The following is a 13,372-nucleotide window of genomic DNA, read 5'->3' on the forward strand; positions in this document are numbered from 1 at the left end:
CCCCCCCCCCACGACCTGGTCGACCTCCGCCCCCAGAGCCCCACCCCGCGGCTTAACACCCCACCCCGGCCGGGCGGGGGGTCCGCCCCACCGCGCGGGGCGCCCGCCGCCGCCGATCTCGGTGATCTCCTGTTCGACACGGTCCTGCTGGCCGGTGGCGGCCGTGAAGGAAACGGCCTGCTGGCGTCGCGCCATTTCGTCGGCGCCTTCCAGTTCGGCCGGAGCGGGCGAAGAAACAGAACCGGGCAAGATCGCCTCACGCGCCGGCAACGATCCGCGCGGCAGCGATGGATCGACGGGCACGATGTAGGGAAACTGTGCCGGCGGCACATACGGCAGCGTACCAAGCGGCAGGCGGTAGCCGACCGGCGAATCGCCGGGCACCAGGAACAGCCGGCCGCGCCGCGTCTTCCACTTCTCTGAGCGCCAGCGCGGTCCGGACGCCTGGCTGTTCCAGCGCTGGACAGGCAGCACATAGCCCGACGGCTTGGTCAGCCCGCGTTCGAACACCCGCGCCATGCGGCTGCGCTCCTCGGGGTCCTCCAGCTTCGAATTGGAAGGATCGACGTTGTCCGGCAGCTTGCCTTCCTTGAGCAGCCATTCGGCGGGATCCTCATAGGCTTCGCTGACCATCGTCTTCTCGATGCCGAGTTCGTCGGCAATCGCCGTCAGCAGGCTTTCGGCCTGCTTCGGTCCGACATCCGCCTCGCTCTTTTCATGTGCGATCAGCGACGGGTCGCTCCACACCGGCTCGCCGTCGGTGCGCCAGTAGAGCGAGAAGGTCCAGCGCGGCAGGCTTTCGCCGGGATACCATTTGCCCTGTCCGTAATGCAGGAAGCCGCCCGGCGCGAAGCGCTCGCGCAACCGGCGGATCAGGGCATCGGCCTTTTCCCGCTTGGTCGGCCCGACGGCTGCCGTGTTCCACTCGGCCGCCTCGAAATCGTCGATCGAGACAAAGGTCGGCTCGCCGCCCATGGTCAGCCGCACGTCGCCGGCCTGGAGTGCTGCATCGACCTCGACGCCCAGCGCGTCGAGCGCCTGCCAGCTCTCGTCGGAGAACGGCTTGGTGATGCGCGGATGCTCGGCGATGCGGTCGACCCGCATGTCGAAACCGAACTCGACATTGGCGAAGCTCGCCATGCCGGAAATCGGCGCGGCATTGCGGAAATGCGGCGTTGCCGCGAGCGGCACATGGCTTTCGCCGGTGAGCAGGCCGGAGGTCGGGTCGAAGCCGATCCAGCCGGCGCCCGGCAGATACACCTCGCACCAGGCATGGAGGTCAGTGAAATCGGTCGCCGTGCCGGGCGGCCCGTCAAGAGCGACGAGGTCGGGCTTCAGCTGGATCAGATAGCCGGAGACGAAGCGCGCAGCGATGCCGAGGTTCCTCAGTATCTGCACCAGGAGCCAGCTCGAATCCCGGCACGACCCCTTGCCGGCGGCCAGCGTTTCCTCGGGCGAGAAGACGCCGGTTTCCATGCGCACGATATACGCGATCTCGCGCTGCAGCCGCGCATTGAGGTCGACGACAAAATTGACGGTGTTGGTCGGGTGGCGCGCGATGGTTTTCAGGAATGCCTCCAACAGCGGCCCCGCCGGTTCCGGCGTTCGGTAGATGGTCAGATCGTCCCGGATCTCTTCGGGGTATTCGAATGGAAACGTCTCGGCCGACGGTTCGACGAAGAAATCGAACGGATTGTAGACCGTCATGTCGGCAACGAGATCGACCTCGATCTTCAGTTCCGTCACCGGCTCGGGAAAGACGAAGCGGGCCAGGAAATTGCCGTAGGGGTCCTGCTGCAGATTGACGAAGTGATTTGCCGGCCCGACCTTCAGCGAATGGCTGAGCACCTTGGTGCGGGAATGCGGCGCAGGCTGCAACCTTATGACTTGCGGGCCTAATACGACCGGCCGGTCGTATTTGTAATGGGTCAGGTGATAGACGGCTGCCAGAATTGCCATGGTGCCCCTGAAGTCGGCGTTTCAAAAGGAGTTCGCTGAACCCTGACACGAATGCTGACCATTCTCCAAGCAGAGATGTTGCGCTGCACCTAAATCAAGCAGCTTTCATAGCTCACGAAACGGAGCGCCGACCCCGGGATTCCGCAGTGTGGCGGCAAGACGTTGCAACGCTGCAGAGCCGAAGTCCGGCGGGTCAGCACCGGGCGCTTCCCGCCGATATCGATGATCGGCAGCACACGCGATGCTTCGTCGAAAAGAGCGGAAAAGAAAAACCCGCCTCGGCGGGCGGGTCGTTGGAGCCAATTAGCACCATACCCAAATTAGTAGCATAGCTGCCGGCACAAAGCAAGAACAAAATGTGGCATGGTCGACGAAAGTTGCCGATCTCCCGCTTTGCGAGGGGAGATACCAGGCACGGAAATCCTGGAAGCGGAGCCTGAACCCTAAAAGAATGCCTGCAACCCGGTCTGCGCCCGTCCGAGGATCAGCGCATGCACGTCATGCGTGCCCTCATAGGTGTTGACGGTTTCCAGGTTCTGGGCGTGGCGCATGACGTGGTAGCCGATCTGGATGCCGTTGCCGCCATGCATGTCGCGGGCCTGGCGGGCGATGTCGAGCGCCTTGCCGCAATTGTTGCGCTTGACGAGCGAGATCATCTCCGGCGCCATCTTGCCTTCGTCCATCAGCCGCCCGACGCGCAGGCTGCCCTGCAGGCCGAGCGCGATCTCGGTCTGCATGTCGGCGAGCTTCTTCTGGAAAAGCTGCGTACCGGCCAGCGGCTTGCCGAACTGCTTGCGGTCGAGGCCATACTGGCGGGCGCGGTGCCAGCAATCCTCAGCCGCGCCCATGGCGCCCCAGGAAATTCCGTAGCGTGCCCGGTTGAGGCAGCCAAACGGCCCTTTGAGACCCGAGACATTGGGCAGCAGCGCGTCCTCGCCGACCTCGACGCCTTCCATCACCACTTCGCCGGTGATCGAGGCTCGCAGCGACAGCTTGCCACCGATCTTCGGCGCCGACAGCCCGTTCATGCCCTTTTCCAGGACAAAGCCGCGAATCTCGTTGCCATGCGCGCCCCCACTTTCGTCGGACAACTTTGCCCAGACGACGAACACGTCTGCGATCGGCGCGTTGGAAATCCACATTTTCGAGCCGGAGATCCTGTAGCCGCTCGCGGTCTTCTCGGCCCGCGTCTTCATGCCGCCCGGATCGGAGCCGGCATCCGGCTCGGTCAGGCCGAAGCAGCCGATCCATTCGCCCGACGCCAGCTTCGGCAGGTATTTCCTGCGCTGCTCTTCCGAGCCATAGGCATGGATCGGATACATCACCAGCGACGACTGCACGCTCATCATCGAGCGATAGCCCGAGTCGATCCGTTCCACTTCCCGCGCGACCAGCCCGTAGGTGACGTAGTTGGCGCCGAGCCCGCCATATTCCTCGGGGATGGTGATGCCGAGCAGTCCGGCCTCGCCCATCTCGCGAAAGATCCCGGCGTCGGTCTTCTCCTCGAGATAGGCTTCCTCGATCTTCGGAGCGAGCTTGTCGGCGGCAAACGCCGCGGCGCCATCGCGCACCATGCGCTCGTCCTCCGAAAGCTGGTCCTCGATCAGGAAAGGATCATCCCAGACGAATGCGTTCTTGTCGGCGGCCATGGCCCTCGGTCTCCCAAACTCATCCATGTCGCCCAAAGCTTGCCCGCGGGCCTGACCCGAGGGTGTTCGGCAGCTTGGGGATAACGACATGCATCGAAACAGAAATCTTGAAACGCGCGGCTTATCGGCTCCCGTCCTGAAAAAATCAAACGAAATAGCTTCGCCGATCCATGAGCATTGGTGATGGATCATCAATGTCGAGCGCCGCCGTCTGACCTGCCACAGCCGGCTCGCGAAATTATTTCCGCTTCAACGCATCGGCCAAAGCGGCGCCGAACGCGCCCTGCTGCACCGGCCGCTCCGGCTGGCGTTGGGGCGCGGGCGCGCGCGGCACCGGCCTGCCGCCATTGTCGCGCGGCTTCGGTGCGCCACCGTCACCATCCTTGCGCATCGACAGGCCGATGCGCTTGCGCTTGATATCGACGTCGACGACACGCACCTTGACCACGTCGCCGGCCTTGACCACCTCATGCGCGTCCTTGATGAACCGATCGGCCAGTTGCGAGACGTGCACCAGCCCATCCTGGTGCACGCCGATATCGACGAAGGCGCCGAAAGCCGCGACATTGGTGACAGTGCCTTCAAGCCGCATGCCGGGCTTCAGATCCTTGATGTCGTCGATGCCATCGGCAAAGGTCGCGGTCTTGAAGCCGGGGCGCGGATCGCGGCCGGGCTTTTCCAGCTCCGCCAGGATGTCGCGCACCGTCGGCACGCCGAAGCGCTCATCGACGAAGACGCGCGGATCGAGCGCCTTGAGTGCGGCGCTGTCGCCCATCAGCGAGCGGACGTCGCGCCCGCAGGCCGCGACGATCTTCTTGGCAACGCCATAGGCTTCCGGATGCACGGCCGAGGCATCGAGGGGTTCGCTGCCGTTTGGAATGCGCAGGAAGCCGGCGCATTGCTCGAACGCGCGGGGTCCAAGGCGGGAGACCTTCAACAGTTCGCGGCGGCTGGCGAACGGGCCGGAGGCATCGCGATGCGCAACGATCGCCTCGGCCAGCGATGCGCCGAGACCCGAAACCCGCGCCAGAAGCGGTGCGGACGCCGTGTTGAGATCGACGCCGACGGCGTTTACCGCATCCTCGACCACCGCTTCCAGCGAGCGGCCGAGGCGGTACTGATCGACGTCGTGCTGGTACTGGCCGACGCCGATAGACTTGGGCTCTATCTTGACCAGTTCGGCGAGCGGATCCTGCAGGCGCCGCGCGATTGACACCGCCCCGCGCAGCGACACGTCGAGGCCTGGAAATTCAGCTGCCGCCGCTGCCGAGGCGGAATAGACCGACGCACCGGCTTCGCTGACGATCACCTTGAGCGGCTTCGGCCCGGACCCGGCGGGCATATCAGCCAGCATGTCGGCCACCAGCCTTTCAGTCTCGCGGCTGCCGGTGCCGTTGCCGATCGAGATCAGCTCGACCTTGTGCAGCCGGATGAGCTTGGCCAGTTCGGCCTGCGTGCCGCGCACGTCGTTCTTCGGCGGGAACGGATAGACCGTTGTCGTCGCCAGCAGCTTGCCGGTGCCGTCCACCACCGCCACCTTGACGCCGGTGCGAATGCCCGGATCGAGCCCCATCGTCGGCCGCGAGCCGGCGGGCGCGGCAAGCAGCAAATCCTTGAGATTGCGGGCGAAGACATGGATGGCTCCTTCTTCGGCCCGCTCGCGCAGATCGCGCATCAGATCGAGCGTCAGGTGCAGCGACAGCTTTATGCGCCAGGTCCAGCCGGCGACCTCCATCAGCCAGCGGTCTCCCGGCAACTGGCGGCCGATGGCGTAGGCGTCGGCGATCATCCGCTCAACCGGTTTCACCGGAGAGGCGTCATCGGCATCGACTTCGATGTCGAGCGACAGAACCTCCTCGTTGCGGCCGCGCAGCATGGCCAGCGCGCGATGGCTCGGCACGTTGGCCCAGCGCTCGACATGATCGAAATAGTCGGAAAATTTCGCGCCGGCCTCCTGCTTGCCGTCGACGACGCGCGAGCGCAGAAAGGCGCGTTCCTTCATGTAGGTCCGCAATCTGCCGACCAGGTCGGCATTCTCGGCGAACTGTTCGGACAGGATGTCGCGCGCACCCTCGAGCGCCGCCTTGGTATCGACGACGTCTTCGCTGATGTAGGCCAGCGCCAGCTCGGCGGGTACAGCCGTACGGTCGGCGAGAATAGCTTCCGCCAGAGGCGCGAGCCCGCGCTCGCGTGCGATCTCGGCCTTCGTCCGGCGCTTCGGCTTGTAAGGCAGATAGATGTCTTCGAGTTCGGCCTTGGTGCCGGCCGCAGCGATCTTTGCCTCGAGCTCCTCGGTCAGCTTGCCCTGCTCGCGGATCGAACCAAGGATGGTGTCACGGCGCGCGTCGAGTTCGCGCAGATAGGCGAGCCGCTCGGCGAGGTCGCGCAGCTGCGTGTCGTCGAGGCCGCCGGTGACCTCCTTGCGGTAGCGCGCCACGAACGGCACGGTCGCACCGTCATCGAGCAAGCCGATCGCCGCCGCGGCCTGCTCGGGCCGGGCGGCGATCTCGGCGGCTATGATGGTTGCGATGCGCTTGATGTCGGCTGCCATGTCGTACCTGTCGCTAGTCGAAACGAGCAGCGACCATAGGCGCAGAGCACTGCCGCGCCAACTGCGCCATTTTCAACCCGGCGAGAGGTCCACAGGAAAGGTCGGGCTGTCTGGATGGATCAGACCATCCGGCTCAGCGCCTCGAAGAAGGAAATCATATCCAGATCGAGCGGATCGTCGACCGGTACCGGCTGCGACGACATCTTTGCGATTACCATTTCGGCCTTCGGATTGACGTAAAGCCACTGGCCGTGGATGCCGATGCCGCAGAAGGCGCCGCTTGCCGCGCCCGTCTGGTACCATTTGTTGCGATAGCGGCCACGCGGAAACAGGAACGCCATCGTGCCGCGCCGCCAGGCCTCGGCGTCGCCGCCAGTTTCGGTCGTGTCGCGCATCCAGGCTTCCGGCACGACGCGGCGGCCATTGGCCACGCCGCCTTGCCGCATCATCTCGCCGACGCGTGCAAGGTCGCGCGGCGTCACCGAAATGCCGCCGGCGGTACGCGCCGTACCTTCCATGTCGACTGTCACCGAGGCGTCGCTGACGGCGCCGAGCGGCGCCCATAATTTTTCGCGCATCAGATCGTCGAAACGCCGGCCCGACGCACGTTCGAGCAGGATGCCGAGCAGGTCGGAATTGGGCGAACGGTAGCGGAACGTCCGGCCATGCGGCTCGGCCAGACCCTGCAGCGTCATGAGGAAAGTGGCCAGGCTCTCGATGCCCCCGCCTGGATTCCACAGCATGGCGCGGCGGTAGCGGGCGAAGGCGCTTTCCGGATCGAGATAGGCCTCTTCGAAATCGAGGCTGACACTCATGTCGAGCACGTGCCGTACACGCGCATCGCCATAGGCCGAGCCGGCGGCTTCGGGCAGATAGCGGCTTACCGGTGCCTGCGGATCGAAAATCCCCTCGCCTTCCAATATGCCGGCAACAATGGCGGTCAGCGACTTGCTGATCGAAAAGACGATGTGGCGCGCCCCAAACTCCATATGCCGCGCGAACCAGTCGCCGACGAATTTGCCGCGTTTCATGATCGTCAGCGCGTCGGTATCGGAGCGCGCGAGAAACGCCGCGACAGTCTCCGCGCCGCCTGCAAGAGCGACCTTTTCGCCAAGTAGCCCGCCGAAATCCTGCTCCGGCGCCTCGCTGCTGCCCGGCTGTGCCGCCACGGCAGCGCTCGGCACCAGCTCGCCGACATTCTGGAACGACCACCGGCTGAACGGGCTTTCCCGCCAATTGCCGAGCAGCACCTCCTTGCGGGCAAAGCCATACCTGGTCTCGAACGCGGTCTTGCCGGCCATGGGCGCTTCCTTGCGGGTCTTTGGCGTTCTAGGCGAGCGCCGCGGCGATGGCGTGCACGGCTTTCAGTGTCGCCACCGATAGGCGACGTTAAAAAAATGCGGACAAAACGGACCCGGCGGGCGCCTGCCGCCGGGTCCATCACGATGCGGTCACTTCTGCAGTTCGGTCCAGATCTTGCTGTAGATTGCCTGCACGTCCTCCGAACACAATTTTTGCAGCTCGCCATGCGCCTTGACGTCTTCCGGGATGATGACTTCCGGCGCATCCTTCATATCGGCCGGCATGTACTTGTCGGAACCGGCAATGCCGTTGGCGTAGCGGTGGAAGGCGGATAGGCCGGCGGCGTTTTCCGGATCCATGATGAAGTTCTGGAACAGCTTGGCGTTCTCGACATTCTTGGCTTCCTTCAGGACCATGACGTTGTCGCTCCAGAGGCCAAAACCTTCCTTGGGATAGAAATAGTGGATCTTGGGGTTCGCCAGCCGCTGGCGCAGGGCTGAGCCGTTCCAGTCGCTGGTCGCCTTGAAATCGCCGGCGCCCATTTTCTCGATGGTATTGTATTCCATCGCGATCCAGTTCGGCTTGGCAGCAACCAGCGTGTCACGCACCTTCTTCAGCGTTTCCTTGTCGCTGGCGCATTGCGCGGCGCCAACATATTTGGTCGCCGCGAACATGACGTCGTTCATTTCCGGCACGACGTTGACCTTGCCCTTCAGTTCGTCGGGTGTGTTGAAGATGATGCCCCAACTGTCCGACGGCCCCTTGTAGACATCGGTGTTCACCACGATACCCACCGTGCCCCAGGCCCATGGCACGGAATATTTGCGGCCCGGATCGAAATCGGGATTGGCCCATTCCGGCGCCACGTTCTTGAAGTTCTCCATCTTGCCGGGATCGGTCTCCTGAACGAGGCCTTCCTTGATCCAGATCGGCACGAAGGTTTGCGAAGGCACCGCGATGTCGAAGCCGGTGCCGCCCTGGCGAACCTTGGCCAGCGCCGTATCGTTCGAATCGTAATCGGTGATGGTCACCTTGATGTTGTATTTCTGCTCGAACTTCTTGATCACGTCGGGGCTGGTGTAGTTGCCCCAATTGTAGATGTTCAAAACGCCGTCCGCGAAAGCGCCGCTTGTCGAGGCGAGCAGCGCCAACCCGACGGCGGTCGCTGATGTCTTCCAGTTCATGTTTTAGCTCCCATTTTCGATTTTCAGTCCCGTTTCCTGCTGATGAAGAAAAACAACGTCACGATGGCGACCGACAAGAGCAGGAACACGGTCGATATCGCGTTGATCTCCGGCGTTATCCCTCGACGTATCTGGCCAAGCATGTAGGTCGGCAGCGTGTCCTGGCCGCCCGATTTCACGAACTCGGTGATGACGACATCGTCGAGCGAGATTACGAAGGCCAGCATCAATCCGGCCAGGATGCCGGGCCAAAGCAGCGGCAGGGTGATGCGGCGGAACGTCTTCCACGGCGTCGCATAGAGATCGGCGGCGGCCCGTTCCAGCGTCAGGTCCATGTTCTCCAGCCGCGCCCGGATCGGCAGGTAGGCGAACGGAATGCAAAAGGCCGTATGCGCCGCGATTAGGTAGCCGAGTCCGGAATAGCCGGTGAATATCTTGATGCGCGAGAAAAAGATCAGCAGCGCCACGCCGGTGACGATCTCCGGCACCATCAGAGGTTGGTTGATGGCGGCATATTTGAAGGTCAGGCCGGGATAGGGCGGCGTGCGCGTGGTGGCGAGCGCCGCCATGGTGGCGAAGATCGTGGCCAGGATCGCCGCGATGGCGCCGATCTGGAAGGAGCGCACGGTGGCGTCGATGACTTGCGTGTTCTGCCACGCCGACTGGAACCATTTGAGCGAGAAGCCGCCCCATTCCGACGTCGAGGTCGCGGCGTTGAAGGCATAGACGACCAGCACGACGATGGGCAGATAGAGCACGACGAAGCAGGTCGCGGCGATCGCGGTGAATCCCGGCTGATGCTTGATTGCGAAGCTGCTAGCCATGACGCATCTCCGACCGGCCGGTGTTGCGCACATAGGCGAGCAGCGCCACCATGACGATGACCATGACGGCGATCGACAGCGCCGAGCCGAGCGGCCAGTTGCGGCCTTGCCCGAACTGCAGCTCGATCAGGTTGGAAAGCATCATGGTCTTACCGCCGCCCAATAGGACCGGTGTGACATAGGCGCCGAGCGCCGGAATGAACACCAGGATGGAGCCGGCGATGACGCCCGGCTTGACCAGCGGGAAAATGATACGCCTGAGCACCTGGAAGCGTGTCGCATAAAGATCGTAGCCGGCTTCGACCAGCCGGAAATCGAGTTTTTCCATGCTGGCGTAGATCGGCAGCACCATCAGCGGCAGATAGACGTAGGCCATGCCGATCAGGATCGCCGTATCGGTGAACAATATCTGGATCGGCGCCGAGATGATGCCGAGCTTGAGCAGCACCGTGTTGATCAGACCTTCGTTGCGGATGATCTGCAGCACCGCGAAGGTGCGGATCAGCAAGTTGGTCCAGAACGGTATGGTGATCAGGAACAGCCAGAGATCGCGCGTCTTCTCGCTGCGCGTCGCCATGAAATAGGCAGTAGGAAAACCAAGCGCCAAAGTAGCGATCGTGGTCACGATGGCAAGCTTGATCGAGCGCCAGAAGATAGTGACATGGGCGGCAGCAATGGAAAGCGTGTCGTCGAAGATGTCGCGTTCCATGAACACCGATGTCCAGGCCTCGGGCGAGAATTGCCACTTCACGTCGCCATAAGGGCCGGGCGTCAAAAACGAATAAACCAGCACGATCAGCAAGGGACCGGTTGCTGCAAGGAAGATGATCAGCAGGGCCGGCGCCGACAGCAGCCAGCGGTCGCGGATGTCGCGCCGTTCGGCCGCCTTGGCGACTTCTTCCGCGCTCGTCATCAATCCCTCAGCACTTGCGCGGCGTCGTTGCCGATCGAGACGCCGACCTTGTCGCCCCGCTCGAAACCGCAGCCTGCGCTGCGCGTGTTCTGCTGGCGCACGGTGAAGGCTTCGCCGCTGTCCAGTTGGACATGAATATGCGTGTCGGTGCCGAAATAGACGATGTTTTCGACGGTTCCGGAAAGATCGCCCTTGCCGCCGGTCAGCTTGGCGTGTTCCGGCCTGACCACCAGCGTCGCATTCTCCTTCGGCTGGAAGCCCTCAGCCACCGTCGCGTCGATCGTCGCGCCGGATTTTAGTGTCGCGCGCGCCTTGCCGTTGCCGATGCCGGTGATGGCCGCGGTCAGGAAATTGGTTTCGCCGATGAAGTCGGCGACGAAGCGCTCGGCCGGCTTGTCATAGATGTCCCAGGGCGTGCCGACCTGCAGGATCTTGCCGGCCGACATCACGGCGATGCGGTCGGACATGGTCAGCGCTTCTTCCTGGTCATGGGTGACGAAGATGAAGGTGATGCCGGTCTGGTGCTGCAGCCGTTTCAGTTCGATCTGCATTTCCTTGCGCAGCTTGTAGTCGAGTGCCGACAGCGGCTCGTCGAGCAACAGCACTTTCGGCTGCGGCGCCAGCGCGCGGGCCAGTGCGACGCGCTGCTGCTGGCCGCCGGAGATCTGGCTGGTGCGGCGGGCACTCAGCGCCTCCATCTTGACCAACTTCAGCATCTCGGCGACGCGCGCCTTGATTTCGGTCTTCGGCTTGCCCAGCATCTCCAGCCCAAAGCCGATATTCTCGGCCACTGTCATGTGCGGGAACAGCGCATAGGACTGGAAGACGGTGTTGACCGGCCGCTTGAACGGCGGCAGCGGCGCGATGTCGTGGCCGTGCAGCAGGATTTCGCCTTCGCTGGGAAAATCGAAGCCGGCGATCAGCCTGAGCAGCGTCGTCTTTCCGCAGCCCGACGGCCCGAGCAGCGTGAAGAACTCGTTCTCGCGGATCGACACCGAAACCGTGTCGAGAGCGGCGACTTGTGCGTCCCCGGTACCGAACACCTTGCGGACGCCGCGGACCTCGATTGCACTCTTACCCGGTTGATCCGGCACGCATTACCCCATTTTCATGTCCGCTCTTGATGGCGGATCCAGTTCCCATTCGATTGTCAGCATATGCCGGTCGGCTTGGCAACCATGCATCTGGATCTCGGTTCAGAACGCAAGCCCCATGCCATAGTCAGCGCCATCATCAACCCCGGTAAGTGGTCTTGCCGCCGCAGATGGTGCTGACCGGACGCACCTTGTGCAAGGAAGCCGGTTCAGTTGCCTCGATATCGGCCGACAGCACCACCAGATCGGCCAGATAGCCTGGTTTCAGCCGGCCCTTACGGTGTTCCATGAATTCGGCATAGGCGCCTTCGACCGTATAGCCCGCAAGCGCTTCCAGCAGCGAGAAGCTCTGGTCGGGATCGCCCTCTGCCCAAGGTTTGCGCAGCACCGCCGCCTGAATGCCCAGGATCGGGTCGACCCGCGACACCGGCCAGTCGGAAGCGAAAACGACATGCGCGCCCGCCTGCTTCAGCGTCCGCCAGGCATAGCTGAGCGGCCATCTTTCGCGGCCGATGCGCGAGAGCGTCGGCTCCAGCGGGAAGTCCATGGCGCCGGGCGGGTGCGGCGGCTGCATCGAGGCGATGACGCCGAGTTCGGCAAAGCGCGGCACGTCGGCGGCAGTGGTGACCTCGATGTGCTCGACCCGGTGCCGGCTGTCGCGCCTGCCGTTCTTCCGCCGCGCCGCCTCGTAACCGTCGAGGACCGCGCGCACAGCGCCGTCGCCTATCGAATGCACGGCGATCTGCAGGCCGCGCCGGTCGGCCTCCACTGCCACCTCGGCGAAATGCTCTGGCGTGAACAGCGGCTCACCGCGCCAGCCCGGCCGGTCGGCATAGTCGTCGACCATGACCGCGGTCCAGCCTTCCAGCACGCCGTCGTAAAACATCTTGACCATGCCGGACGACAGCCATTCCGATCGATAGGAGTTGGCCATGCTCGATGCCTTTTCCAGCTTGTCGAGCGTCATGAAGTTCTTGAAATGAAAAGGTATCTTGGTGCGGCAGAGCAGCCGCCCTTCCTGCTCCAAACCGGCAAGCAGTTCGAGCTGGTAGAGATTGCCGTCCATGTTCTGGATCGAGGTGATGCCGTGGCGGGCGCACCATTCCAGACCGCGATGCATCAGGTCGCGATCGGCCGCGACTTCGGCTGCGGAAGGGTACGGCTCGGGCTCGCCGCCTGTCGCAAGGCCGAGCCGCACGCGGTTCTGCCCGGAAAGCTCGAGGATCGGCCCAAACGCCTCGCCCTCACGCAATTCGCCGGCCGCAAGGCCGTCGGCACCCATGACGATCTCGTTGCCGGGGCCGAGTTGCTTGCCGTGCAGGATGCCAGCCAGCTTCAGCGCCTTGGTGTTGGCCCACATCGTGTGGTGATCGGAAGCCGACATGGCGAACGGCCGGTCGGCGATGATGCGGTCGAGATGATGGCGGGTGACCGGCTCTTCCTTGGAAAGGATGGTATAGTCGACGCCGGCCCCAAGCAGCAATTTGGCGTTCGGCCGTGCCGCAGCGTAGGCGCGGATCGCGTCGCTCAGCGCATCGAAGCCATGCACGCCCTGAAGGTGCAGATTGTCCAGTTCGGCGGCGCCGCCGAAAAGGTGCATATGTGCTTCGATGAAGCCCGGCACCACCGAACCGCCTTGCGCATCGATGATCTTCGTGGCCGGCCCTTTCAGCGCCTCGATCGTCCGGCGATCGCCAACCGCCAGGATGTTGCCGTCCTTTATCGCCACCGCTTCGGCTGTCGGATTGCCTTCGTCCATGGTCAGCACACGGGCATTGGTGACGATCAGGTCGGCATTTGAACTCATGATTACCCGCAGGTCGGTTGCGCTGCCGGCAGGCTAGACGACCGGCTGCCGGGCCAGCAAGCCATGGCTGGTTGGCCCAGCGCCTTGTG

Annotated in this window: 9 protein-coding genes; all 9 read right to left on the reverse strand. The window is 63.6% G+C overall.

All coding sequences use genetic code 11. The features are described 5' to 3' along the window. On the reverse strand, positions 1 to 1,959 hold a 1,959-nt coding region (locus NKH30_RS05890; RefSeq protein ID WP_352994525.1), incomplete at its 3' end, for a transglutaminase family protein. A gap of 443 nt (positions 1,960 to 2,402) precedes the next feature. Then, positions 2,403 to 3,608 (reverse strand): acyl-CoA dehydrogenase, encoded by a 1,206-nt coding sequence (locus tag NKH30_RS05895; protein WP_352994528.1) that lies wholly within the window; start codon positions 3,606 to 3,608, stop codon positions 2,403 to 2,405. Between the two features lie 238 nt (positions 3,609 to 3,846). Beyond that, positions 3,847 to 6,159, reverse strand: coding sequence for a Tex family protein (locus NKH30_RS05900; RefSeq protein WP_352994531.1), 2,313 nt, complete (start codon positions 6,157 to 6,159; stop codon positions 3,847 to 3,849). Between the two features lie 119 nt (positions 6,160 to 6,278). Continuing rightward, a complete protein-coding gene (locus tag NKH30_RS05905; protein WP_352994534.1) occupies positions 6,279 to 7,460 on the reverse strand; it encodes a serine hydrolase domain-containing protein in 1,182 nt (393 codons plus the stop codon). 150 nt (positions 7,461 to 7,610) lie between these two features. Further along, on the reverse strand, positions 7,611 to 8,645 hold the full coding sequence (locus NKH30_RS05910; RefSeq protein ID WP_352539328.1) for an ABC transporter substrate-binding protein: 1,035 nt from the start codon (positions 8,643 to 8,645) through the stop codon (positions 7,611 to 7,613). Positions 8,646 to 8,668: 23 nt separating this feature from the next. Beyond that, the gene (locus NKH30_RS05915) at positions 8,669 to 9,469 is read right to left on the reverse strand and encodes an ABC transporter permease (RefSeq protein ID WP_352469567.1); all 801 of its coding nucleotides are present in this window, start codon (positions 9,467 to 9,469) and stop codon (positions 8,669 to 8,671) included. Beyond that, a complete protein-coding gene (locus NKH30_RS05920) occupies positions 9,462 to 10,382 on the reverse strand; it encodes an ABC transporter permease (protein ID WP_352767162.1) in 921 nt (306 codons plus the stop codon). The genes NKH30_RS05915 and NKH30_RS05920 overlap by 8 nt, the downstream gene beginning before the upstream one ends. Further along, the gene (locus NKH30_RS05925; RefSeq protein WP_352682561.1) at positions 10,382 to 11,476 is read right to left on the reverse strand and encodes an ABC transporter ATP-binding protein; all 1,095 of its coding nucleotides are present in this window, start codon (positions 11,474 to 11,476) and stop codon (positions 10,382 to 10,384) included. The genes NKH30_RS05920 and NKH30_RS05925 overlap by 1 nt, the downstream gene beginning before the upstream one ends. Before the next feature lie 139 nt (positions 11,477 to 11,615). Beyond that, positions 11,616 to 13,283, reverse strand: a complete 1,668-nt coding sequence (locus tag NKH30_RS05930) for an amidohydrolase (protein WP_352994537.1) — start codon at positions 13,281 to 13,283, stop codon at positions 11,616 to 11,618. Positions 13,284 to 13,372 lie beyond the last annotated feature (89 nt).

The sequence above is a fragment of the Mesorhizobium sp. M1273 genome (assembly GCF_040318195.1).
In the GTDB taxonomy this organism is placed as follows: domain Bacteria; phylum Pseudomonadota; class Alphaproteobacteria; order Rhizobiales; family Rhizobiaceae; genus Mesorhizobium.

What these genes read in the sequence shown, in the direction of transcription:
- NKH30_RS05895 (WP_352994528.1), bottom strand. Translation starts at nt 3,608, where the DNA reads ATGGCCGCCGACAAGAACGCATTCGTCTGGGATGATCCTTTCCTGATC.
- NKH30_RS05900 (WP_352994531.1), bottom strand. Translation starts at nt 6,159, where the DNA reads ATGGCAGCCGACATCAAGCGCATCGCAACCATCATAGCCGCCGAGATC.
- NKH30_RS05905 (WP_352994534.1), bottom strand. Translation starts at nt 7,460, where the DNA reads ATGGCCGGCAAGACCGCGTTCGAGACCAGGTATGGCTTTGCCCGCAAG.
- NKH30_RS05910 (WP_352539328.1), bottom strand. Translation starts at nt 8,645, where the DNA reads ATGAACTGGAAGACATCAGCGACCGCCGTCGGGTTGGCGCTGCTCGCC.
- NKH30_RS05915 (WP_352469567.1), bottom strand. Translation starts at nt 9,469, where the DNA reads ATGGCTAGCAGCTTCGCAATCAAGCATCAGCCGGGATTCACCGCGATC.
- NKH30_RS05920 (WP_352767162.1), bottom strand. Translation starts at nt 10,382, where the DNA reads ATGACGAGCGCGGAAGAAGTCGCCAAGGCGGCCGAACGGCGCGACATC.
- NKH30_RS05930 (WP_352994537.1), bottom strand. Translation starts at nt 13,283, where the DNA reads ATGAGTTCAAATGCCGACCTGATCGTCACCAATGCCCGTGTGCTGACC.